Origin of the sequence: Micromonospora qiuiae, assembly GCF_016863555.1 — a bacterium.
In the GTDB taxonomy this organism is placed as follows: domain Bacteria; phylum Actinomycetota; class Actinomycetes; order Mycobacteriales; family Micromonosporaceae; genus Micromonospora; species Micromonospora qiuiae.
This window is the reverse complement of sequence record NZ_BOPC01000023.1, coordinates 53,097-74,194: the sequence shown is the minus strand read 5'-3', so window position 1 is coordinate 74,194 and position 21,098 is coordinate 53,097. Positions and strand designations below refer to the sequence as shown.

General features: G+C 72.0%; 19 protein-coding genes and 1 pseudogene. 6 read left to right on the top strand and 14 right to left on the bottom strand.

All coding sequences use genetic code 11. The annotated features are described in order from the left end of the window. Positions 1-5: 5 nt before the first annotated feature. The 4 genes from Vqi01_RS09115 to Vqi01_RS09100 are packed head-to-tail and all read right to left on the bottom strand — an operon-like array spanning position 6 to position 3,284. Positions 6-845, bottom strand: coding sequence for a class I SAM-dependent methyltransferase (locus Vqi01_RS09115; RefSeq protein WP_204034222.1), 840 nt, complete (start codon positions 843-845; stop codon positions 6-8). After that, on the bottom strand, positions 842-1,879 hold the full coding sequence (locus Vqi01_RS09110; RefSeq protein ID WP_204034221.1) for a glycosyltransferase family 4 protein: 1,038 nt from the start codon (positions 1,877-1,879) through the stop codon (positions 842-844). The genes Vqi01_RS09115 and Vqi01_RS09110 overlap by 4 nt, the downstream gene beginning before the upstream one ends. A 1-nt stretch (position 1,880) precedes the next feature. Further along, a complete protein-coding gene (locus Vqi01_RS09105; RefSeq protein ID WP_204034220.1) occupies positions 1,881-2,300 on the bottom strand; it encodes a 6-pyruvoyl trahydropterin synthase family protein in 420 nt (139 codons plus the stop codon). Positions 2,301-2,303: 3 nt separating this feature from the next. Beyond that, entirely contained in the window at positions 2,304-3,284 is a 981-nt protein-coding gene (locus Vqi01_RS09100; protein ID WP_204034219.1) for a zinc-dependent alcohol dehydrogenase, read from the bottom strand. A gap of 96 nt (positions 3,285-3,380) precedes the next feature. On the opposite strand from Vqi01_RS09100, the gene Vqi01_RS09095 reads away from it, so the two are divergent. Then, complete coding sequence (locus Vqi01_RS09095) at positions 3,381-4,184, top strand: CDP-alcohol phosphatidyltransferase family protein (RefSeq protein WP_372444335.1); 804 nt, start codon at positions 3,381-3,383, stop codon at positions 4,182-4,184. A gap of 14 nt (positions 4,185-4,198) precedes the next feature. Continuing rightward, entirely contained in the window at positions 4,199-5,983 is a 1,785-nt protein-coding gene (locus Vqi01_RS09090) for a sulfatase-like hydrolase/transferase (RefSeq protein WP_239098274.1), read from the top strand. A gap of 43 nt (positions 5,984-6,026) precedes the next feature. Here the strand turns inward: Vqi01_RS09090 and Vqi01_RS09085 are convergent, their stop codons facing one another. The 3 genes and pseudogenes from Vqi01_RS09085 to Vqi01_RS09075 form a co-directional block, all read right to left on the bottom strand. Continuing rightward, the gene (locus tag Vqi01_RS09085) at positions 6,027-7,157 is read right to left on the bottom strand and encodes a ricin-type beta-trefoil lectin domain protein (RefSeq protein WP_372444334.1); all 1,131 of its coding nucleotides are present in this window, start codon (positions 7,155-7,157) and stop codon (positions 6,027-6,029) included. Between the two features lie 275 nt (positions 7,158-7,432). Further along, positions 7,433-8,479: a TRM11 family SAM-dependent methyltransferase gene (locus Vqi01_RS09080; RefSeq protein WP_239098273.1), complete on the bottom strand. Its 1,047-nt coding sequence runs from the start codon at positions 8,477-8,479 to the stop codon at positions 7,433-7,435. A 109-nt stretch (positions 8,480-8,588) separates the two neighbouring features. Continuing rightward, positions 8,589-9,263 (bottom strand): annotated as a pseudogene (locus tag Vqi01_RS09075) (snapalysin family zinc-dependent metalloprotease); the annotation flags it as partial. 225 nt (positions 9,264-9,488) lie between these two features. On the opposite strand from Vqi01_RS09075, the gene Vqi01_RS09070 reads away from it, so the two are divergent. From Vqi01_RS09070 to Vqi01_RS09055, 4 genes are all read left to right on the top strand, one after another. Next, a complete protein-coding gene (locus Vqi01_RS09070; RefSeq protein WP_204034216.1) occupies positions 9,489-10,055 on the top strand; it encodes an AMIN-like domain-containing (lipo)protein in 567 nt (188 codons plus the stop codon). Positions 10,056-10,153: 98 nt separating this feature from the next. Continuing rightward, positions 10,154-10,834: a response regulator gene (locus Vqi01_RS09065; protein ID WP_204034215.1), complete on the top strand. Its 681-nt coding sequence runs from the start codon at positions 10,154-10,156 to the stop codon at positions 10,832-10,834. A gap of 13 nt (positions 10,835-10,847) precedes the next feature. After that, on the top strand, positions 10,848-12,275 hold the full coding sequence (locus Vqi01_RS09060; protein ID WP_204034214.1) for an ATP-binding protein: 1,428 nt from the start codon (positions 10,848-10,850) through the stop codon (positions 12,273-12,275). Continuing rightward, positions 12,272-13,168, top strand: coding sequence for a Gmad2 immunoglobulin-like domain-containing protein (locus Vqi01_RS09055; protein ID WP_204034213.1), 897 nt, complete (start codon positions 12,272-12,274; stop codon positions 13,166-13,168). The genes Vqi01_RS09060 and Vqi01_RS09055 overlap by 4 nt, the downstream gene beginning before the upstream one ends. A 54-nt stretch (positions 13,169-13,222) precedes the next feature. On the opposite strand, the gene Vqi01_RS09050 is transcribed toward Vqi01_RS09055, so the two are convergent. The 7 genes from Vqi01_RS09050 to Vqi01_RS09020 all read right to left on the bottom strand — a co-directional run bounded on the left by Vqi01_RS09050 (position 13,223) and on the right by Vqi01_RS09020 (position 20,968). After that, positions 13,223-14,422, bottom strand: coding sequence for an RtcB family protein (locus Vqi01_RS09050; protein ID WP_204034212.1), 1,200 nt, complete (start codon positions 14,420-14,422; stop codon positions 13,223-13,225). 428 nt (positions 14,423-14,850) lie between these two features. After that, on the bottom strand, positions 14,851-15,231 hold the full coding sequence (gene mnhG, locus Vqi01_RS09045) for a monovalent cation/H(+) antiporter subunit G (protein WP_204034211.1): 381 nt from the start codon (positions 15,229-15,231) through the stop codon (positions 14,851-14,853). Beyond that, positions 15,228-15,491 carry a monovalent cation/H+ antiporter complex subunit F gene (locus Vqi01_RS09040; RefSeq protein WP_204034209.1) on the bottom strand — a complete coding sequence of 88 codons (264 nt, stop codon included), beginning with the start codon at positions 15,489-15,491 and terminating at the stop codon, positions 15,228-15,230. Before Vqi01_RS09040 ends, mnhG begins: the two co-directional genes overlap by 4 nt. Then, positions 15,488-16,114: a Na+/H+ antiporter subunit E gene (locus tag Vqi01_RS09035; protein ID WP_239098272.1), complete on the bottom strand. Its 627-nt coding sequence runs from the start codon at positions 16,112-16,114 to the stop codon at positions 15,488-15,490. The genes Vqi01_RS09040 and Vqi01_RS09035 overlap by 4 nt, the downstream gene beginning before the upstream one ends. Further along, positions 16,111-17,691, bottom strand: a complete 1,581-nt coding sequence (locus tag Vqi01_RS09030; RefSeq protein WP_204034208.1) for a Na+/H+ antiporter subunit D — start codon at positions 17,689-17,691, stop codon at positions 16,111-16,113. Before Vqi01_RS09030 ends, Vqi01_RS09035 begins: the two co-directional genes overlap by 4 nt. Continuing rightward, on the bottom strand, positions 17,688-18,149 hold the full coding sequence (locus Vqi01_RS09025; protein WP_204034207.1) for a Na(+)/H(+) antiporter subunit C: 462 nt from the start codon (positions 18,147-18,149) through the stop codon (positions 17,688-17,690). Before Vqi01_RS09025 ends, Vqi01_RS09030 begins: the two co-directional genes overlap by 4 nt. Further along, on the bottom strand, positions 18,146-20,968 hold the full coding sequence (locus Vqi01_RS09020) for a Na+/H+ antiporter subunit A (protein ID WP_204034206.1): 2,823 nt from the start codon (positions 20,966-20,968) through the stop codon (positions 18,146-18,148). The genes Vqi01_RS09025 and Vqi01_RS09020 overlap by 4 nt, the downstream gene beginning before the upstream one ends. Between the last annotated feature and the right edge of the window lie 130 nt (positions 20,969-21,098).

Sequence of the window (21,098 nt, the reverse complement as noted above, 5' to 3'; positions counted from 1 at the left end):
CCGGTTCAACGGCGCACGGCCAGCAGGTCGGCGTGCTCCACCACCACCGCGAGCCGGCCGCCCTCAGCCTCCGCCAGCCGGCGTCGCGCGTATTCACGGGTGCGTTCGGTCAGCTCGGGGCGCTGTTCCCGGGCCGCGTCGAGCCAACCGGTGAACCATTGCGCCGCCAGGGCGGCCTGCTCCGGGCCGAGCCGCCACGGGCTGGGCCGCGTTCGCACGGTCACGCCGTGCCGGGCGAACGCGGCGGCGCAGGCGTCCGGGGCGTCCGGGCCGAGCAGTCGCCGCCCGTCGCGGATGCGGCGCTGGTGCGCGTTGAACGCGGCGGCGACCTCGGCGTCCAGCGGGTCGGCCGGGGCCAGCCGTACCGTGCCGGTCACCGAGATCAGGAACAGCGCCGGGCAACCGGCCTCGGCAACTGTGGCGACCAGGTGTTCGAGCTCCGCGGCGGTCAGCATGTCCAGCAGGGCCGAGGCGGTGACCAGGTCGGCGCCGCCCAGGTCGGCGGCGGTCAGCCGGGTCAGGTCGGCCCGGCGGGTACGCACCGTCACCGGCGCGCCGTCGACGGCGGTGACGGGCCGCCCGGATGCGGCCCGGGCCAGCAGGTCCGGGTCCTGGTCGTAGAGGATCCAGTGCTGCGGTCCGGGCAGCAACGGTGCCAGCCAGCGCCCCAGCGAGCCGGTGCCGGCGCCGAGGTCGTGCACGACGAAGGGCCCGTCCCCGGTCAGGATCGCGCGGACCGCGTCGACCAGTTCGGTCGACCGGGCCGCCACGTCGGCCGGTTCCCGCAGCGCGAGCCACTGCGCGAAATCCGGCGGTAGATCGATGCCGACGCCTGTCTCGCTCACCGTGCCATCGCCTCCTTCAGCGCCGTGGTGATCCGGGTGGTGGTGCTGGTCCAGTCGTCGAGGGTGGCTCGACGCTGCGCGGCGGCCTGGCGCAGGTCCGTTCGCAGCGCCGGGTCGTCCAGCCACTGCCGCAGCGCCGTGGCCAGGGCCGCCGGGTCCTCGGGCGGCACCAGCAGACCGGGGCGAACGCCGGCCACGGTGTGCCCGAGGGTGTCCGGCAGACCACCCACGGCGGTGGCGAGCACCGGAATGCCGCGCGCCAACGCCTCGGTGACCACCATCCCGTACGTCTCCCCTCGCGACGGGTGCACCAGCAGGTCGGCGGCGGCGTACGCGGCGGCGAGCCCGTCGCCGGTCAGTGGTCCGGTCAGCCGGACCCGCCCGGCGAGCCGGTGGACGCTGAGCCGTTCGCGCAGCCGGTCCACGAACGCCGGGTCGCGGTGCAGTGCGCCGACACAGGTCAGCGCCCAGGACCGGTCGGTGACCCCGGCCAGGGCCTCGACCAGCACGTCGTGTCCCTTGTGCACGGCCACCGCGGCGACGCAGAGCAGCGCCGAGCCGGTCGGCGAGCCCGCCGCGGGTGGCGCCGGGTCCACTCCGGGCGCCGCCACGTGCACCCGGTCGGCGGGCAGCGGGTACCGCCGCAGCAGCCGCTCGCGGGTCCAGACGCTGGTGGCGACGATGGTGGTGGCGCTCGCCAACGCCCGGGCCTCGGTGTCGTCGTCGCGGGGCAGGTGCACCAGGGCGACCAGGCGCAGCCGCCGAGCGTGCGCGGCGAGGGCGTCCGGCGTCACCGAGGCGACCAGCCCGTCGACGAGCACCAGCGCGTCGTCGGGCAGGCCGGTGAGCACTTGCGCCAGCGCGGCGTGCTCCGCCGGGGACGCCTCGGGCCAGGCTCCCGGTACGGGATGTTCCCGCACCGTCCACCCCGTCGCCGCCAGTCCGGCGCAGATCCGCCGGTCGTAGCCGTTGCCGCCGCTGGGCGACGCCGGGTCGTCGATGTCGCCCGGCAGGATCACGTGCAGCACCGGCACGTCAGGCGGTCTCCTCGCCGACGCCGAGCGACCGTTCGTAGCTGGCCCAGGCGACGTGCGATTCGTGCAGGGTGACCATGATCCCGGTCAGTCCCCGGGCACCGGGACCGAGGTCGCCGGCGCGTACGCGGTCGGCGAGCCGGTCGGCGATGGTCCGGGCCAGCATCTCGGTGGTGGTGTTGGTGCCGGCGAAGGCGGGTTCCTCGTCGAGGTTGCGGTAGTTCAGCTCGCCGAGCACTGCGCTGAGCTGCCCGGTGGCCAGCCCGATGTCGACCACGATGCCGTCGTCGTCGACGTCGGGGCGGCGGAAGGTGGCGTCGACGACGAACGTCGCGCCGTGCAGCCGCTGGGCCGGGCCGAAGACCTCGCCGCGGAAGCTGTGGGCAATCATGATGTGGTCACGGACGGTCACGCTGAACACGGATCACTCCCCGTCGTAGGTGATGAGGTGGCACAGCGCGGGCAGGTCGCCCGCGCTGAGTCGGGTGAGCACGTCGGGCAGCTCGGCGAAGGACGACCGGCCGGTGATCAGCGCGTCGAACGCCGGGTCGGCCAGCAGGTCGAGGGCGAGTGCCATCCGGTCGGCGTAACTGCGGCTGTCGCGGCGCGCGGGGGCGATCCGACCGACCTGGCTGCTGCGGATGGTCAACCGGCCGGAGTGGAAGGCGGCGCCCAGGGACAGTTGCACCGGCCGGTCGCCGTACCAGCTCAACTCGAGCACGGTGCCCTCGGGTGCCAGCAGATCCAGACCGCGTTGCAGCCCGGCGGCGCTGGCGCTGGCGTGCACCACGAGGTCGCGCCCGCCGCTGGCCGTCTGCGGCGCGGCGAAGTCGACGCCGAGCGCGGCGGCCACCTCGGCCCGGGACGGGTCGGTGTCGACCAGTTCCACCCGGACGCCGGGAAAACGCGCCAGCAGGGCTGCCACCGCGCAGCCGATCATGCCACCACCGATGACGCTGACCCGGTCACCGATCAGCGGTGGGGCGTCCCAGAGCGCGTTGACGGCGGTCTCCACCGTGCCGGCCAGCACCGCGCGGGCCGCCGGCACCCGATCCGGTACGACGGTCACCGCGTCGGCCGGCACCACGTACGCGCTCTGATGCGGGTGCAGGCAGAACACTGTCCGCCCCAGCAGCCGCGCCGGCCCCTGCTCGACCTCGCCGACGCTGAGGTAGCCGTACTTGACCGGGGCGGGAAAGTCGCCTTCCTGGAACGGCGCGCGCATCGCCGCGTACTGGCTGGTGGGCACGCGACCGGCGAAGACCAGCGTTTCGGTGCCCCGGCTGACCCCCGAGTAGCGGGCGCGGACCAGGACCTGCCCGGCGCGCGGCTCGGGCAGCGTCACCGGGCGGATCTCGCCCACGCCGGGCGCGCTGAGCCAGAAGGCGTGGGCCGCTCGCGTCACCGGCACTTCTCCCTTACCTGCGTCCGGACCGAACCGATCGGTCGTATTTCCCGTATGTCCCTGACAGGGGTCGTCGATCATAAACACGGAGGCACGGTGTCCAAGGTTCGAACCGGTCCGCAAATCGGGCTGATCGTCCAGATCGTCCTACTGGCCGGGCTCGCTGCGGCGGTCGGTCTCAGCCCGGTGGGCTGGCTGGCCGGGCTGGCGTACGGCGCCGTGACCTGCCTGGCGCTCCTTCGTGGCCTGCGGCGCGCCGGCTCGGCCCGGCTCGGTCCGGCCGACTGGGTCACCATGGGCCGTGGGCTGCTGGTCGGCGGGGTGACCGCGCTGATCACCGACGCGCTGGTCACCGGCCGCGCCGCGCCGGCCGGTGTGCTGGTCGCCACGATGGCGGTGGCCCTGGCGTTGGACGCCGTCGATGGCCAGGTGGCCCGGCGCACCGGGACGGTCAGCGCCCTCGGTGCCCGCTTCGACATGGAGGTCGACTCGTTCCTGGTGCTGATGCTGAGCCTCTACGTCGCCCCGTCGGTCGGGGCCTGGGTGCTCCTCATCGGGGTCATGCGGTACGCGTTCCTGGTCGCCGGCTGGCTGCTGTCCTGGTTGGACGCGCAACTGCCGCCCCGCTACTGGCGTAAGGTGGTCGCCGCGGTCCAGGGGATCATGCTCGCGGTCGCCGCCTCCGAGGTACTGCCGGGGCCGCTGACGGCGCTGCTGCTGGTCGTGGCGCTCGGCATGCTCGTCGAGTCGTTCGGCCGGGACGTGGTCTGGTTGTGGCGCCACCGCGCCGGCCGGCCGGTGCCGGCGCTGCTCGTGCCGACGGTGCCGATCGCCAGGCGGAGCATCGACCGGCCCGAGGGCCGTGACCTGTCGACCGCGCCCGTCCTGTCGCTGCGCTGATCCGGGAGAACCAGTTGTCGATCTCCGATCAGGCCACGGCTGCCACCGCCGGGCCGGACACCGCACCGAGCCGGGAGCCTGCCAGCACGGCGAGCGAGACCGGCCCGACACAGCGCCCGGACACCGCAGCGGCCGGCCCCCGCCGCGCCACAGCGAGCGAGACCGGCCCGACCGAACAGCCCGGCCGGTGGCGCCGAGTGCTGGCCGGGATGGTCAGTGGCCTGGCCGCCGCGCTGGTGCTGGTCGCGCTGACCCTGCCCAACCGGCCCTGGCAGATCGCACCCGGCGCGTTCCTGCGGATTCCGCTGGAGGCGTTGCTGCTCGCCGCGCTGCTGCTCGCCCTGCCTGGCCGCTCCCGGCGGGTGGTGGCGGCGGTCTCCGGCGTGCTGCTCGGCCTGATCGTCGCGGTGAAGGTGGGCGATCTGGGCTTCTACTCCTCGCTGGGTCGCCCCTTCGACCTGGTGCTGGACTGGTCGCTGCTCGACGAGGCGTTCACCTTCGTGGCCGAGTCGATCGGCCGGCCCGGCGCGATCGCCATCGCGGTGGGTCTCGGTCTGGTGCTGCTGGCCGTACCCGTGCTGAGCGCGCTGTCCGCGGTGCGGTTGTCCGGGCTGCTGGTCCGGCACCGCACGGGCGCCACCCGCGTCGTCGCCACGCTGGTGGTGGTCTGGGCGCTGCTCGCCGCGTTCCAGGCCCGGATCGTGACCGGCGTGCTGGTGGCCGACACCAACGCCAGCGCCCTCGTCCACGAGCACGCGTCCGAGGTGCGGGCCCGGCTGGCCGACCGCAAGGCGTTCGCCACCGAGGTGGGCGTCGACCCGTTCCGGGACGTGCCCGCCGACCAGTTGCTCACCGGGCTGCGCGGCAAGAACGTGCTGATCGCGTTCGTGGAGAGCTACGGCCGGGACGCGATCTCCGACCCCGAGTTCGCGTCTATCCAACGGAGCCTCGACGAGGGCGCGCAACGGCTGGCCACGAAGGGCTTCGCCGCCCGCAGCGGCTTCCTCACCTCCCCGACGGTGGGCGGGGCGAGCTGGCTGGCGCACGCCACCCTGCTGTCCGGGTTGTGGATCGACAACAACCAGCGCCACAAGAGCCTGCTCGCCAGCGACCGGTTCACCCTCGGCGACGCCTTCGCCCGAGCGCAGTGGCGCACGGTCGGGGTGATGCCGGCGGTCAACCAGGCGTGGCCGGAGGGGGCGTTCTACGGCTACGAGCAGTTCTACAGTGGGCCCGACCTGGGCTATCAGGGACCGAGGTTCGCCTTCGCGCCGATGCCCGACCAGTTCGCTCTGCACCGGTTCCACCAGCGCGAACTCGCCGGGCCGCGAGACCGGCCGGTGATGGCCGAGCTGTCGCTGGTCTCCAGCCACTCACCGTGGACCAAGGTGCCCTCGCTGGTCGGGTGGGACGACATCGACGACGGCGAGGTGTTCCGGCAGGGCGTCATCGGCACCCCGGCGGCACAGGCCCGCACCGGGTACCGGCACTCGATCAGCTACACGCTGCGTACCCTGATCTCCTACCTGGAGACCTACGGCGACGACGACACCGTGCTGGTCATCGTGGGCGACCACCAGCCCGCCCCGGTGGTCACCGGCGACAACCCCAACCCGGACGTGCCGATCCACCTGTTGGCGAAGGACCCTGCGGTGCTGGAGCGGATCACCGACTGGGGCTGGCAGGAGGGCCTGACGCCGGACACCGCCGCCCCGGTCTGGCCGATGGACGCCTTCCGCGACCGCTTCCTCACCACCTTCGGCCCCACCCCCGCCCGACCTCAGGCCAAGGGCCGCTGAGGCCGGTCGGGAGCTTTCTGACCCGAGCCGGCGGTGGTCGCGGCTACCGCCGGCTCCATTGCTGGTTGAGCTGGCCGTTGCAGGTCCAGAGGACGAGTTTCGTGCCGTTGGCGGTACCCGCGGCGTTGGCGTCCAGGCAGAGTCCGGACTGCACGCCGGTGATGGTGCCGTTGGCGTTCATCTGCCACTGCTGGTTCGTCCCACCGTGGCAGTCGTAGATGGTGACCCGGGTGCCCGGCGACGTGCCGTAGCCCTCGGCGTCGAGGCACTTGTTGCCGTAGACGGTCAACGCCCGGCTGGACGTGTGGGTCCACTGCTGGTTGGTGCCGCCGTGACAGTCCCACAACTGGAGCTGGGTGCCGTTGGCGGTGCTGTAGCCCGGGACGTCGAGGCACCGGCCGGACGCAGCGCCGACGATCGCACTGGCCTGCCCTCCGCCGCCACTGCCCGGGGTGCCGATGCTGCCGGGTACCGATTGCAGCGCGGCGTACCAGACCGCGGCCATCTTGTCGTAGCCGTTGGCGGTCGGATGGATGCCGTCGATCAGGTCGCCGGTGGTCAGGGCGCTGTGCATGTTCACCAGGTGTACCCGCTTGCCCGCGTTCACCTTGCTCTGCACGATGCCGGGAATCGCCGCGTTGAAGGTGCGTACGGCCGCCGCCTGGTTGCTGTTCGTGAGCGTGATGATCTGCGCGACGAACACGTCCGCGTCGGGGGCGGTGTTCGTGATCCGGTCGATCAGCGTGGAGAGTCGGTTCGGCGCGGTGCTCACGTTGTAGTTCTGCAGGATGTCATTGGTGCCGATGTGCAGCAGGACGCTCCGCGGCCGCTGGGTGTTCAGCCAGCCGACGATGTTGGCGTCGATCTGGTCGATGCGCCAACCCGGATGCCCTTGATGGTCGCGGTCACCGAGGCTGGCCGGCCCGTTGAACTGCGACCCGACGAAGTCGACGGTGTATCTCCCGTTGACCAGGCGCTGCCACAGACCTATGCGGTACCCGCCCGGAATCTGGGTGCCCTCGGTGATGGAGTCGCCGAGCGGCATCACCCGCACCCCGCCGTTGGACTCCGCGCTGGCCGTACCGGGCTGTGCCGCCACCCCGGCGGCCACGAGACCGAGCGCGGCGACCGCAGCGAGCCATCGTCCCCTCGTACGCATCATCACACCTGCCATCTGTTTCCCCAGCGCGACCAACTCCACCGTCACACCGAGACCGCGGCACCGGACCCAAACAAGCCCTGTGAACGTTAACAGTTACGTAAATCGATTGTCACCACCCACCCCACTCCCGTCAACCTCCCCATCCCCCCCTCACTCCTCCTCGCGATCTTGCGCCTTTGGTCGCTGATAAGCGGTGTTCCGTGGCTTATATCCCGACCGAAAGTGCAAGATCGCGAGGGCTCTGGCGGCCGGGCTCGAGGGCTCTGGGGCTATACGGGTGGGATGGGTTAGGGGGTGGGTTTGTGGGCTATGAGGATGTCGCGGGTTATGGCCTGGTCTACGCGGTGGGTCAGGGAGTGCCAGGGGGCGTGGTCCAGGACGGTGAGGCCGGCGGCGGTCAGGCGTTCGGCGGCGGCCTCACGCCGGGCCACGTTGGTGTTCCAGGAGATGCCGAGGGCACCGCCGGGGCGTAGCAGTCGCGCCCAGCCCGGCGCGGCGGCGGCGAGCAGGGCCAGCGGGTCGCGGGCCAGGCCCTGCTCGGCGGTACGGCTGCCGTGCTGGACGCCGTACGGCGCGTCGGCCACCACCAGGTCGATGCTCTCCGGGCGGAAGAACTCGCCGGCCCGGGTGGTGTCGGCGCTGACCACGTCCACCGTCTGCACGTCGCCGGCCTTGCGCGCCTCCTTCGAGGCGGCCACCTCCAGCCGCAGCCGCCGGCCGACCACCTTGCGTTCCCGGCGTACCGGCCCGGACTCCAGCACCCGGTGCGTGATCCGCTTGCGTTTGAGCCAGGTGGTCAGGAACGCCTGGTACGACTCGAAGTCCTTGCCGTCCCGGTCCAGGCCGGCGGCGTCGAAGCCGTACATCATCGCCTGGTTGACCGTGGTGCCCCGGCCGCAGAGCGGGTCCAACACCCGGAACCGCCGGGTGAGCAGCTCCTCGGCCCAGGCAGAGGCGAGCAGGGTGAGGTTGAGCAGCAGTTTGGTGAACTGTTCGTTGGTCTTGCCCGGGTACTTCTGGATGGTGATCAGATCGTCGTCGAAGCGGTCCAGCCGGGTCAGCGGCACCGGGCGCAGCAGATCGCCGACGAACTCGAACAGCGCGTACGCGCTGGAGAGGTTACCCAGCAGCGCCGCGTCCCGCTCGCTCAGCCCGCCGTCGACGTCGAACGTGACGTAGCGGACCCCGCCGACGGTGTCGGTCTCCACCGCCCCGATCCGCCCGCCCAACACCGCGTCCCCGAAAATCTTCAGCTCGGCCCGCGTCAGGTCGACGGCGGCGCCGGCGTACACCCGGTTACTCGAAGGCAGGATCAACATCCCGTACCGCTTCACGACCATCCACTATCGCACGCCGCCGATCCCCTCCCGCGCGCGCCCATTCGCGCGGGAGGGGAGGACCGGACTCAGGCGGAAAGACCCCCGACCTGGGTGTTGATCCAGGAGCGGATGGCGGGCAGGTCACCGAAGATGGAGGCACCCAGTTGGCCTTGATCAGGGTGCCGGTGCAGCCCGAGGTGTACACCAGCCACGGGTAGTTCTCGGTGGCCGGCCGACCGCCGACCACGAACGTCCCGACGTCGGAGTCCCCGGTCCAGGTGTAGCTGCCGGTGACGGCCGAGCTGAGGCTGCCGGCGAAGAGCTGGTCGACCCGGTTGGCCTCGGCCGAGCTGGGATTGGCGTTGGTGCAGGAGACCGGGGCGCTGCTGCCGGACATCAGGTCGGAGCAGAGCCCGGTGCGCCGGTCGGGCAGGCCGAGGATGTGGCCGAGTTCGTGGCTGGCGATCCGGGTGCGGTGGTAGCCCTGGTTGACCGCCTGCCACCCCATCCAGATCCGGCCGGAGCCCAGCCCGGTGACCTGCGCCCGGGGCCAGCCGTCGTCGACGAGGATGGTGACGCTGGCGGGTGTGCCCGGCACCAGCCGGACGTTGCTGACCCGGCTGTTCCAGATCTGGGCGGCCTGGTCGAAGTTGGTCCGGAACTCGCCGGCCCGGCTGGCGTCGTAGTAGACGGTCCGGGCGGCCGAGGCGCCGGTGGCGGTCACCACCTGAACCCCGGTCGCCGCCAGCACCGCCGCCAACGCGGCGGTGGCCACGCGCAGCAGTCGTCGTCGGATCATCACGCGCTCCCCTGCGGATTGTGCGGCGCACCGACGCATCGCAATCGATGTGCGTCGATGTTAATCGTCGCCGTCGGCTGGCTGTCATCGCAAAAGTGTCATACCGCCGGGACGGCTGTTACCCGGGTGTTACGTCACGGTGAAGCTCCGGTGGCACGCCACTCCGACAGTGAAGCCACAAGGTCTCCGCCCGCACGCGACGGGCGAAGAAGAGAGGGAACGACGATGAGGATCAGAAGGACCATGACCGCGCTGGTCGTGGCATTCGCGGCGCTGCTCGCCGCAGCCGCGACCGCCACACCCGGGACGGCGGCCGGTGCGCCGTACTGCGGGATCACCTGGGGCAGCGGGGACAAGACGACCGGGCCGATGAGCAGCGCACCCCTGATCGCCGTACGCACCGGCCAGCACGACTGCCACGACCGCGTGGTGTTCGAGTTCGACGGTCCGGTCACCGGCTACTCGGTCGGCTACGGCGAGACGTACACCGACGGCGAAGGACTGGCGCTGTCGCCGTACACCGCCGGTGGCGCGTTGCTGCGGGTCTCGCTGCGCGCGCCGGCCTACGACGACGAGCACCTCGCCACCGTGCCATACCGGGTCGGCGACCACGCGGCGAACGTGGTGCGGTACCAGACCCTGCGCGACGTGGTCTTCGGCGGCAGCTTCGAGGGCTACACCACCTTCGCCGTCGGCGTGCGGGCGCGGCTGCCGTTCCGGGTCTTCCTGCTGGCCGGCCCCGGCACGCACAGCCGGATCGTGCTCGACGTGGCGCACCAGTGGCAGCAGTGACCGACCGTGGGGGCGGGGGTCCGGCGCCGGCCGGTCCCCCGTTCCCGGCCGTCACGCCGAGCGACGCCCGGCCGCCCGCGGACTACCCTGGGTGCATCATGGACGGCCGCGTGCTGGTGGTCGAGGACGACGCCTCCATCCGGGAGGTCACCGCCCTCGGGCTGCGCCGCGCCGGGTTCCGGGTCGACACCGCCGTCGACGGCCGGCAGGCCCTCGCGGCCTGGCGGGCCGGGCCGGTCGACCTGATCGTGCTGGACGTGATGCTGCCCGGGCTGGACGGCCTCGAGGTGTGCCGCGATATCCGGCGCAGCAGCACGGTGCCGATCCTCATGCTGACCGCCCGCACCGACACCATCGACGTGGTGGTCGGCCTGGAGTGCGGCGCCGACGACTACCTGCGCAAGCCCTTCGACCTGCCCGAGCTGGTGGCCCGGGTCCGCTCGGTGCTGCGCCGCACGGTCGCCCCGCCGGAGCCGGGCCCGCTGCGGATCGGCGGCCTGGAGATCGACCCGGGCGCCTTCGTGGCCCGCCGCGACGGCGCCGAGTTGCCGTTGACCGCCACCGAGTTCCGCCTGCTGCTGGAGCTGGCCCGCCGCCCCGGGCAGGTCTTCAACCGCGAACTGCTGCTGGAACGGGTCTGGAACCACAGCTACCTCGGCGACAGCCGGCTGGTTGACGTGGCGGTGCAGCGGCTGCGCGGGAAGGTCGAGGACGACCCCGGCAACCCGCGACTGATCCGCACCGTGCGCGGTGCCGGCTACAAGTTCACCGCCGGATGATCGGGCGGCGGCGATGCTCCCCGACACCGTACGCCCCGGCCGGCTGCGCCGCCGGCTGACCATCGCGTTCGTGCTCGTCGCCGGGGTCTCCGCGGGGGTCCTCGCCGGCGGGTCCTACCTGCTGCTGCGGCAGGCCCGCCACGACGCCTCGCTGCACGCCGCCGCCGCCGACGCCCGCTACCAACTGGTGCTGGCCGGTCAGTTCCTGCCGCTGACCGAACAGCGCCGCGCCGAGCTGCTCACCAGCTTCGAGGGCAGCGGCCGGCACGTGGTGCTCGTCGCCGGGGACGCCTGGCCGTCGCATCCGGCGTACGCGCCGCCGCTGGGCGATCAGCTGCGGGCCACGGTCGCGGCCGGACAGCTCGGCTACGAACGCGCCGGGCTGTCCCGGCTGCTCGTGGTGGGCGGCCGGATCCCCGGTTCCACCGTCGAGCTGTACGTCATCACCGACGAGGGCGATCTCGCCGCCGGCCTGGACCAGCTGCGCAACGCCCTCGCGGCGGGCTGGGCCATGGTGGTGCTGCTCGCCGCCGCCGTCGGGCACACGCTCGCCCGGCGCACCCTGGAACCGGTGGGGCGGGCCAGCCGAGCCGCGCGGGCGATCACCGAAGGACTGCTCGCCACCCGGCTACCGGTCCATGGCCGGGACGAGTTCAGCGCCTGGGCCGCCTCGTTCAACGAGATGGCCGAGGCGCTGGAGGCGAAGATCGCGGCGCTGCACCGGGCGCAGGAGCGGGAGCGGCGGTTCACCGCCGACGTGGCGCACGAGCTGCGTACCCCGGTCACCGCCCTGGTGGCCGCGGCCTCCCTGCTGCGCGACCACCTCGACCAACTGCCCGCCGACGCCCGTAGGGCCGGCGAGCTGCTGGTCACCGATGTGGTCCGGCTACGCCGACTGGTGGAGGACCTGATGGAGATCTCCCGACTGGACGCGGGGCAGGTGGCCGTCGCCGACGCCGACGTGGACGCGCCGGCCCTGCTGCACGCGATCCTCGCCGCCCGCGGCTGGCGGGACCGGGTCGACGTCGACGGCGACCCGGTCCGGCTGCGCACCGACCCGCGCCGGCTGGAACGGGTGCTGGGCAACCTGATCGCGAACGCGGTGCAGCACGGCGACGGCGAAATCCGGGCGCACGTCACCCGGCGGCACGGCCGCGTGGTCTTCGAGGTCGACGACCAGGGTCCCGGTATCCCGCTCGAGCACCTGCCGCGCCTGTTCGACCGCTTCCACAAGGTCGACCCGGCGCGCTCCGGCGGCGGCAGCGGGCTCGGCCTGGCCATCGCCCAGGAGAACGCCCGGCTGCTCGGCGGCCGGCTGACCGTGCACAGCGCCCCGGGCCTCGGCACCCGGTTCCGACTCGACCTGCCCGACGCCCCGGACGCGGAGATCGGATCAGCGGCCGCACACTCGTCACCGCGGTCACCCGGCGGCGCCAGATGAGCCGGCGGCGCCGCACGAGTCGCCCGGCGGCCACCGGGGTCGCCATCGTGCTGCTCCTGGCCACCGGCTGCGCGCCGTCGCGCGCCGGAACACTGGGGCCGGCGCCCACCGCCCCTGCCCCGACCTCGGCCGCCCCCACCAGCGTCGGCCCGTCAGCCACCGCCGCACCGTCACCCGGGGGCACCCACGCACCGGCGCCGCCGAGCACCGGCGTCGCCGGCACCACCCGGCCCGCGACCCTCACCCTGGAGCTGTGGTACGTCCGCGACGGGCGGCTCACGCCGACCCGACGGACCCGACCGGCCACGGTGGCCACCTCCCGGCTCGCCCTGACCGAGCTGGCCGCCGGACCGACCCCGGCCGAAGCCGCGGCCGGTCTGGTCACCCTGCTGCCCGACGGCGCCGAGGTGAGCCGGATCGCCGACGGTGTCGCGACCCTCCGCCTGCCCGACGCACCCGATCCGGCCACCGCCCGGGCGCGCGAGGCCCAGGTGGTCTACACACTCACCCAGTTCCCCACCGTCCGGCGGGTCGCCTTCGGCCGGGACGCGCCGGCCGGCCGCGCCGACTACGCCGACCTGTTGCCCGCGATCGTGGTCACCGGCCCGGTCATCGGTGACCGGGTGACCAGCCCGGTCACCGTGCTCGGCACCGCCGACGTGTTCGAGGCGACCGTCAGCGTCCGGTTGCTCGACGCCGCCGGCCGGCAGCTCGCCACCGCGTTCACCACCGCCACCTGCGGCACCGGCTGCCGCGGCGCCTACCGGGTCGCCGTCGGCTACCGGCTGGCCCGTCAGCAGCCCGGCACCATCGAGGTGTACGAGGTGTCGGCCGCCGACGGCTCGCGTACGAACCTGGTCGCCGTACCGGTGACACTGGCCGCCACGCGGTAGACCCGGCGGGTACGACCGGCGTCCGTGGCCCGCCACGGGCGCCGGCCGGATCTCTCAACCCTTCACGCAGACCACCTGCTTGAGGTGCGCCACCACCTCGACCAGGTCCGCCTGCTGAGCCATCACCTCGGTGATGTCCTTGTACGCGCCGGGGATCTCATCGATCACCCCGGCGTCCTTGCGGCACTCCACCCCGGACGTCTGCGCCGCCAGGTCCGCGGTGCTGTACGTGCGCTTGGCCTGGGCCCGCGACATCCGGCGTCCCGCCCCGTGCGAGGCCGAACAGTACGCCCACTCGTTGCCCTTGCCGCGCACAATGTACGAGCCGGTGCCCATCGACCCGGGAATGATGCCGAGATCACCGCGGCCCGCCCGGATCGCTCCCTTGCGGGTCACCAACACGTCCACCCCCTCGTAGTGCTCCTCTGCCACGTAGTTGTGATGGCAGCTGATCGGCTCGTCGTAGCCGACCTGCGGGAACCGCTCCCGCATCAGATTCATCAGCACGGCGAGCATGACGGCACGGTTGCGCCGCGCGTACTCCTGCGCCCACCAGAGGTCCCGGCGGTACGCGTCCATCTCCAGCGTGCCGGTGAGGAACACCGCCAGGTCCGGGTCGGGCAGGTCGGCGTTGTGCGGCAGTCGGCGGGCCACCGCCATGTGCCGCTCGGCCAGTTCCTTGCCGATGTTGCGCGACCCGGAGTGCAGCATCAGCCAGACCCGACCGGCGCTGACGCCGCCCTGTTCCAGGCAGACCTCGATGAAGTGGTTGCCGCCGCCGAGTGTGCCCAACTGCCGCCGAGCGCGGGTCTCCAGCTGCGTCACCCTCCGGTCGAGGTCGGCGAAGCGCCGCCAGAAGTCGTCCCAGCCTCGCTGCTCCAGGCCACGCACCCGGCGCGGGTCCACCGGGTTGTCGCGCTGGGCAAAGCCGACCGGGATCGCATCCTCGATGGCCCGGCGCAGTCCGGCCAGGTCGTCGGGCAGGTCGGCGGCGGTCAGCGAGGTGCGGACCGCCGACATGCCACAGCCGATGTCCACGCCGACCGCGGCGGGCGAGATGGCCTGCCGCATCGCGATCACCGAGCCGACCGTGGCTCCCTTGCCGAAGTGCACGTCCGGCATCACCGCGACACCCTGCACCCACGGCAGCGCACCGATGTTGCGCAGCTGCCGGGCGGCCTGCGGCTCGATCCCGTACGGGTCGGTCCACACCCGCACCGGCGCCCGCGTCCCCGCGAGCACGTTGAATCCCATGATCGTTTTCTCCTGAACTGCGAACGGCCCCGTCGATCTTGCACTTACGGTCGCCAGAACACGGCTTTTCTACCCTTTGACCGGGCAAGAAGTGCATGATCGACGGCCACGTGCGGGCGTGGGGGCACGGCGGGGGTGGGGAGGGAGAGGGTGCGCGCGCTATTCAGCGGCGGAGGGCCGGCGACGAGGTGAGCGGGCCAGGCCCAGGAAGGTGGCCGCTCTGCCGGCGGGTACGAAGGCGTGACCCGGCAGAGGACAGCCGGCCTGGTTGGGTTTCTGTTCCGGCACGCCGTACTCCTTCCGGCTCTCGTCGTTTCGCCCTGACGCGGAGAAGAGTATTGCCGGGCCGGCATGGGTGCAATTGATATTGCCCTGCCGGTCAGGCACCGCTGGGCCGGAACGGCGGGGTAGCGGGGGCAAGCCCAGCCTCAGGCGTGGGCCGGATCCTGCTGGTCGCCGGCGGCGACCTTGTCAAGGTGGGCGGCGAGTTCGTCGGTGAGCAGCAGGTCGGTACGGATGTACTCGTGCGGGTAGCCGGCCCGCCCGACCATGTGCGCCGCCACCGGCGCGGTGGCGAGCTGAAACACCCCGACCAGCACCAACGTGGTGATGTCCACCCCGGTACGCAGCCGCAGCGCGCAGCCGAGCAGCACCAGCAACAACCCGAGCACCTGCGGCTTGGCCGCGGCGTGCATCCGGGTGAGCAGGTCGGGGAAGCGCACCAGGGCCACCCCGGCGGCGAGGCTGAGCAGCGCACCGATGAGCAGGCAGGCGGCGGCGATGACGTCGAGCACGGCGTCGAGGCTCATTCGGCGTCTCTCCGTGCGGCGAACCGGGCGACGCTGACCGACCCGACGAACCCGAGGACGGCAAGGACCACCAGCACCGGCAGGGCGGTGGCGTCGCGGGTGTAGGCGGCCTCGGTGGCGATGGCGGCGACGATGATGGCCAGCATCACGTCGGTGGCCACGGCCCGGTCCAGGATCGACGGACCGCGAATGATGCGGATCAGGGTGAGCCCTCCGGCCACAGCGAGCAGCGCGGTGACGGTCACGGCGACGGCAGTCAACGTGATGCTCCTTCCAGGTCGAGTGGCGACGGCGGGTTCTCGCGAATGCGGCGCAGTTCGTCGGGTGAGCCGAGAGCGGCGACGATGCGGGCCTCCAGGGCGTACACCTCGCGCCGGAACTCTTCGACCTCCTCGCGGCTACGCAGGTTGATGACGTGGACGAACAGGGTGCCGGTGGTGCGGTCGGCCTCCAGGATCAGGCTGCCGGGCACCAGGGTCAGCGCCTCGGCGGTGAGCGTGAGGTTGAGGTCGGTGTTCACCCGCAACGGCACCGCGATGATGGCGCTGAACGGCGGCTTGCCGGGCGGCCGCAGGGCCAGCCAGGCGATCTGGATCGAAGCGATCACGAGGTCCTGTAGGAACCGCAGCCAGAAGTGCAGCATCGGCAGCGGGTGGATCCGCCCCGCGAAGGTCACCGGCGGCAGCGGGAAGACGGCCAGCAGGATGATGGCCACCACCAGTCCGCTGATCACATTGGCCCAGGAGAGGGTCCCCCACAGCAGCACCCAGACGCTGGTCAGGCCGGTCAGTGCGATGATCCGGTTCCGGCGCCGGGCGGCCCGGGTCAGGGGCGGCCTCGGCGGGTCGACCGGTGGGGCCGGGGTCATCTGGTCGGCGCTCACGGCGTACCTTTCGGGAAGACGGCCTCGACGTACGGCGTCCGGCGCAGCAGGTCGTCGGCGGCATCGGTGCTCAGTTCGAACAGCGGCCCAGCGGCCACGGTCAGCACCAGCCCTAACGCCACCAGCGCGGCGGTCGACGCGATCATCAGTCTGGGCATGGTGGCGGCGCTGTTCTGTGCCGTGGCGACGCCCCGGCCCGGCTCCACCGCACCGTCGGTGCGGGCCGCCCGGTCCGTGTCGTCAACTCGCGGCATCTCTGGGTGTGGTGCCCTCCAGAAGGCGACATTCCACACCCGGGCGATGGCGTACAGGGTGAGCAGGCTGGTGACCAATCCGCCGGCGACGAGGATCCAGGCGAGCAGGCCGCCGTCGTTTATGCCCGCCTGCACCAGGCCGAGCTTGCCGAGGAAGCCGGAGAACGGCGGGATGCCGGCGAGGTTCAGCGCGGGTACGAAGAAGAGCACGGCCAGCAGCGGCGACAACCGGGCCAGGCCACCGAGGCGGTCCAGGGCGGTGCTGCCGCCCCGGCGTTCGACCAGGCCGGCGGCGAGGAACAGGGTGGTCTGGATGGTGATGTGGTGCACCACGTAAAAGATCGCCGCGGACAGGCCGAGCGACGAGGTGAGTCCGACGCCGAAGAGCATGTACCCGATGTGACTGATCAGCGTGAACGACAGCAACCGCTTGATGTCCGACTGCGCGACCGCGCCGAGGATGCCGACGACCATGGTCAACACCGCCGTGACCAGCAGCAGGGTGGACGTCCGCCCGCCCGGGAAGAGCAGCGTCTCGGTGCGGATGATCGCGTACACGCCGACCTTGGTCAGCAGGCCGGCGAAGACGGCGGTGACCGGGGCCGGAGCGGTGGGGTAGCTGTCGGGCAGCCAGGCCGACAGCGGGAACACCGCCGCCTTGATGCCGAAGGCGAGCAGCAGCATGCCCTGCAACACCAGCCGGATGTCGTCCGGCAGGGCGTCCAGCCGGTCGACCAGCTGGGCCAGGTTGAGGGTGCCGGTGGCGGCGTACACCAGTCCGATGGCGACCACGAAGATCACCGACGAGAGCAGGCTGACCACGACGTAGGTGGTGCCGGCCCGGATCCGGGTCTCGGTGCTGCCCAGGGTCAGCAGCACGTAGCTGGCGACCAGCAGGATCTCGAAGCCGACGTAGAGGTTGAACAGGTCGCCGGAGAGGAAGGCGTTGCACACTCCGGCGGTCAGCACCAGATAGGTGGGGTGGTAGACCGACAGCGGCGTCTCCTCGTCGCCGTCGGCCATGCCCTGTCCGATGGAATAGACCAGCACGCAGAGGGTGACCGCGGCGGAGACCACCAGCATCAGCGCGGCGAGTTGGTCGGCGACCAGCACGATGCCCATCGGGGCGGCCCAGCCGCCGACCTCCACCACGAGCGGTCCGTCCAGGCTGGACCGGACCAGCAGCATCGCGGCGACCGCGACGGTGGCGGTGAGCACCGTCAGGCTGACCCACCGCTGGGCGCGGGGGCGGCCGAGGAGCAGCAGGGTCAGTGCCGCGCCCAGCAGCGGCATCACCACCGGCAGCGGGACCAGGTGTGTCATCCGGACCTCCCCGGGGTCGCCGAGGCGGCCAGCCGCTCGCCCTCTGCCGTCATGTCGTCGTCGTCATCGTCGCCGGTGTCCTCGCCGTCGGGGCCCTCGTCGCGCTCCGCAAGAGTCATGATTCGGCGGTCCTCGACGTCGTCCTGCACCTCGTCGTGCCCGTTGAGGTGCCAGCTGCGATAGGCGAGGGCGAGCAGGAATGCGGTCATGCCGAGGGTGATGACGATGGCGGTGAGGATCATCGCCTGCGGCAGCGGATCGCTCATCTCCTCCTGCGAGGTGGTGCCGACGATCGGCGCCCCGCCGGCCCGCCCGCCGATGAGCAGCAGCAGGTTGGCGCCGTTGCCGAGCAGGATGACGCCCATCAGCACCCGGGTGAGGCTGCGTTCCAGCAGCAACGTCACGCCGGCGGCGACGAGCACGCCGATCACGATGACGTAGGTGAGGTTGGGTGTCACACCAGCTCCTTTTCCCGTACCTCGTCGTCCTCGGTCTCGTGCTGGCGGTCCATCTCCGCGCCGAGGCTGCGCAGGATGTCCAGCACCAGGCCGACGACGATCAGGTAGACGCCGACGTCGAAGAAGGCCGACGTGACGAAGTGGATGTGCCCCACCACCGGCAGGTGGAAGTCGAGCATGGCGCTCTGTAGGAACTCCCCGCCGAGCAGCATCGCGGCGACGCCGGTGCCGACGGCGACGAACAGCCCGGCACCGAGCACCACGCCGGCGTCGACGGGTGCGGCGCCGTTGAGTTCCGTCCGCCCGCCGGCCAGGTAGCGCACGGCCAGGGCGAGGCTGGCGACCAGGCCTGCGGCGAACCCGCCGCCGGGGGCGTTGTGACCGCTGAACAGCAGGTAGATGGAGAACAGCACCATGGCGTGGAACAGCAGCCGGGTGACCACCTGAAGGATGACCGACTGCGCACGAGCGGTGGCACCGGTGGTCAGCCAGCGTGGCCGGGAGTAATCCGTCGGGCCGTCGCCGGGAATGTCGCCACGTCGGCCGAGGTCGCGGGTTCGCCGGAAGATCAGGCTGGCCACGCCGGTGGCGGCCACCACCAGCACGGCGATCTCGCCCATGGTGTCCCAGGCCCGGATGTCGACCAGGGTCACGTTGACCACGTTCTTGCCCCCGCCGTACGAGACAGCAGTGTCGGGGAAACCGACGGAGATCGGCACGGCCTGGCGGGCACCGGCCATGACGTACGCCATGCCGGCGGTGACCGCGCCGACCGCGACGCCGATGCCGATGCGGCCGCGGCGGCTGGCCCGCATCGGCCGCTCGGAGAACTTCGCCGGCAGGCGGCGCAGCACCAGCACGAACATGACGATCGTGACGGTCTCCACCAGGAACTGGGTCAGCGCCAGGTCAGGCGCGCCGTGCAGGATGAACATCAGCGCGATGCCGTAGCCGGCCACGCCGACCATGATCATCGCGGTGAGTCGGCGCAGGGCGCGGGCGGCCGTGACCGCAGCTATCACGATCATGGCGGCGACGACCACCTGCAACGGGGTGTCCCAGATGTGGAAGCGCTGCGGCCAGGGGCTGCCGGCCAGCAGCGCACCACCCGGCAGGACGACCAGCACGACCAGGATGACGCCGAGATAGAACGGCAGCGAGCCACGCTGGGTGGCGCCGGTCAGCCCCACCGCCATCCGGTCCAGCACGCCGACGGCCCTCTCGTAGACGGTGGCGCCGTCGAACGGCAGTCGCAGAGTGGCCCGCACGCGTTCGCCGCGCAGCAGCAGGAACAGCCCGACGCCGCCGGCCACGGCCAGCACCGACAGCCCCAGCGCCGGGGTGAGTCCGTGCCACAACGCCAGGTGGTAGCCGGGCTCGGCGGTGCGGTAGAGGTCGGCGTACGGGGCGAGCAGGCGGTCCACCGCCGGGGCCAGCACACCGACGGCGGCGCCCGCGACGGCCAGCACGGCCGCGGGCGCGAGGAAGGGCCAGGAGATCGGCCGGACCGAGGTGGCGGGGGTGTCGGGCTTGTCGGCGAAGGCGCCCCAAAGAAAGCGCAACGTGTACGCGACGGTCAACACCGAACCGAACAACACGCCGGCCAGCACTACCAGGTCGGCGCCGGTGCCGTGCAGCAGCGCCTCGACCGCCGCCTCCTTCGCGACGAACCCGGCCATCGGCGGCAGGCCGGCCATCGAGGCCGCGGCGAGCCCGGCCACCACCGCCAGGGCCGGCGCGCGGCGGCCGACGCCGCTGAGTTCCCGCAGGTCCCGGGTGCCGGTGGCATGGTCGATGATGCCCACGGTGAGGAAGAGGGTGGCTTTGAACAGGGCGTGCGCCAGCACCATGGCGGCACCGGCCAGCGCGGTGTCCCGGGTGCCGGCGCCGAGGATCACCATCAGCAGGCCGAGCTGGCTGACCGTGCCGTACGCCAGCAAAAGCTTCAGGTCCAACTGGCGCAGCGCGGCCCAGCCGCCGAGGAACATGGTGAGCAGGCCGGTGGCCAGCAGCACGGGCCGCCACGGCGTGATGTCGGCGAACGCGGGCCCCATCAGTGCGACCAGGAACACGCCGGCTTTCACCATCGCCGCGGCGTGCAGGTAGGCGCTGACCGGGGTGGGCGCCGCCATCGCGCCCGGCAGCCAGAAGCTGAACGGAAAGATCGCCGACTTGCTCAGCGCGCCGAGCATGACCAGCAGTACGGCGACCATGAGGTAGCCACCGCCGGGCAGGTTCTCGGCGACCTCGGACCAGCGGTAGCTGCCGGCGTGCTGGCCGAGCATGATGAACCCGGCGAGCATCGCCAGGCCGCCCAGCGTGGTCACCAGCAACGCCTGCATGGCCGCCCGTCGGCTGGCGCGCTTGGCCGGGTCGTAGCCGATGAGCAGGTAGGAGAAGACGGTGGTCAGCTCCCAGAACACGTACAGCAGGAGCAGGTCGTCGGAGACGACCAGGCCGAGCATCGCCCCGGCAAAGGCGACGAACACGGCGGCGAACCGGCCGAGCCCGGGATCGTCGGACCGGAAGTAGCGGGCACTGTACGCGAGCACCAGCGCGCCGACTCCCCCGACCAGGACGACGAGCAGCCAGGACAGGGTGCCCATCCGCAGGGCGAGTTCCAGGTTGAGCTGCGGCACCCACGGCACCGTCTCGACCACGGGGTCACCGGAGCGGACTCCTTTGGTGTGGGACAGCGCCCACACCAGCGTCGCGCCGGGAGCCAGCGCCGCCAGGTAGAGGGCCTGCCTGCCCCAGAGCCGCACCAGCGCCGGGGCGATCACAGCTGTCAGTGCATGGATCGCCACCAGTGCCAGCACACAGCCCTCCCCAAAGAGATCATCAGTCGGTGTAACGACCCTATCTGGTGATGGCCGTTATCCGCACGCGGCGTGATTCTGATTAAAAAACCGACGCCCTGAGGGGAGCGGGCTGGTGATGTGCGGTTAG

Coding starts and splice junctions, on each gene's coding strand:
- Vqi01_RS09085 (WP_372444334.1), bottom strand. CDS start 7,157: ATGGCAGGTGTGATGATGCGTACGAGGGGACGATGGCTCGCTGCGGTC.
- Vqi01_RS09030 (WP_204034208.1), bottom strand. CDS start 17,691: ATGACACACCTGGTCCCGCTGCCGGTGGTGATGCCGCTGCTGGGCGCG.
- Vqi01_RS09060 (WP_204034214.1), top strand. CDS start 10,848: ATGCTCCCCGACACCGTACGCCCCGGCCGGCTGCGCCGCCGGCTGACC.
- Vqi01_RS09055 (WP_204034213.1), top strand. CDS start 12,272: ATGAGCCGGCGGCGCCGCACGAGTCGCCCGGCGGCCACCGGGGTCGCC.
- mnhG (WP_204034211.1), bottom strand. CDS start 15,231: ATGAGCCTCGACGCCGTGCTCGACGTCATCGCCGCCGCCTGCCTGCTC.
- Vqi01_RS09070 (WP_204034216.1), top strand. CDS start 9,489: ATGAGGATCAGAAGGACCATGACCGCGCTGGTCGTGGCATTCGCGGCG.
- Vqi01_RS09065 (WP_204034215.1), top strand. CDS start 10,154: ATGGACGGCCGCGTGCTGGTGGTCGAGGACGACGCCTCCATCCGGGAG.
- Vqi01_RS09050 (WP_204034212.1), bottom strand. CDS start 14,422: ATGGGATTCAACGTGCTCGCGGGGACGCGGGCGCCGGTGCGGGTGTGG.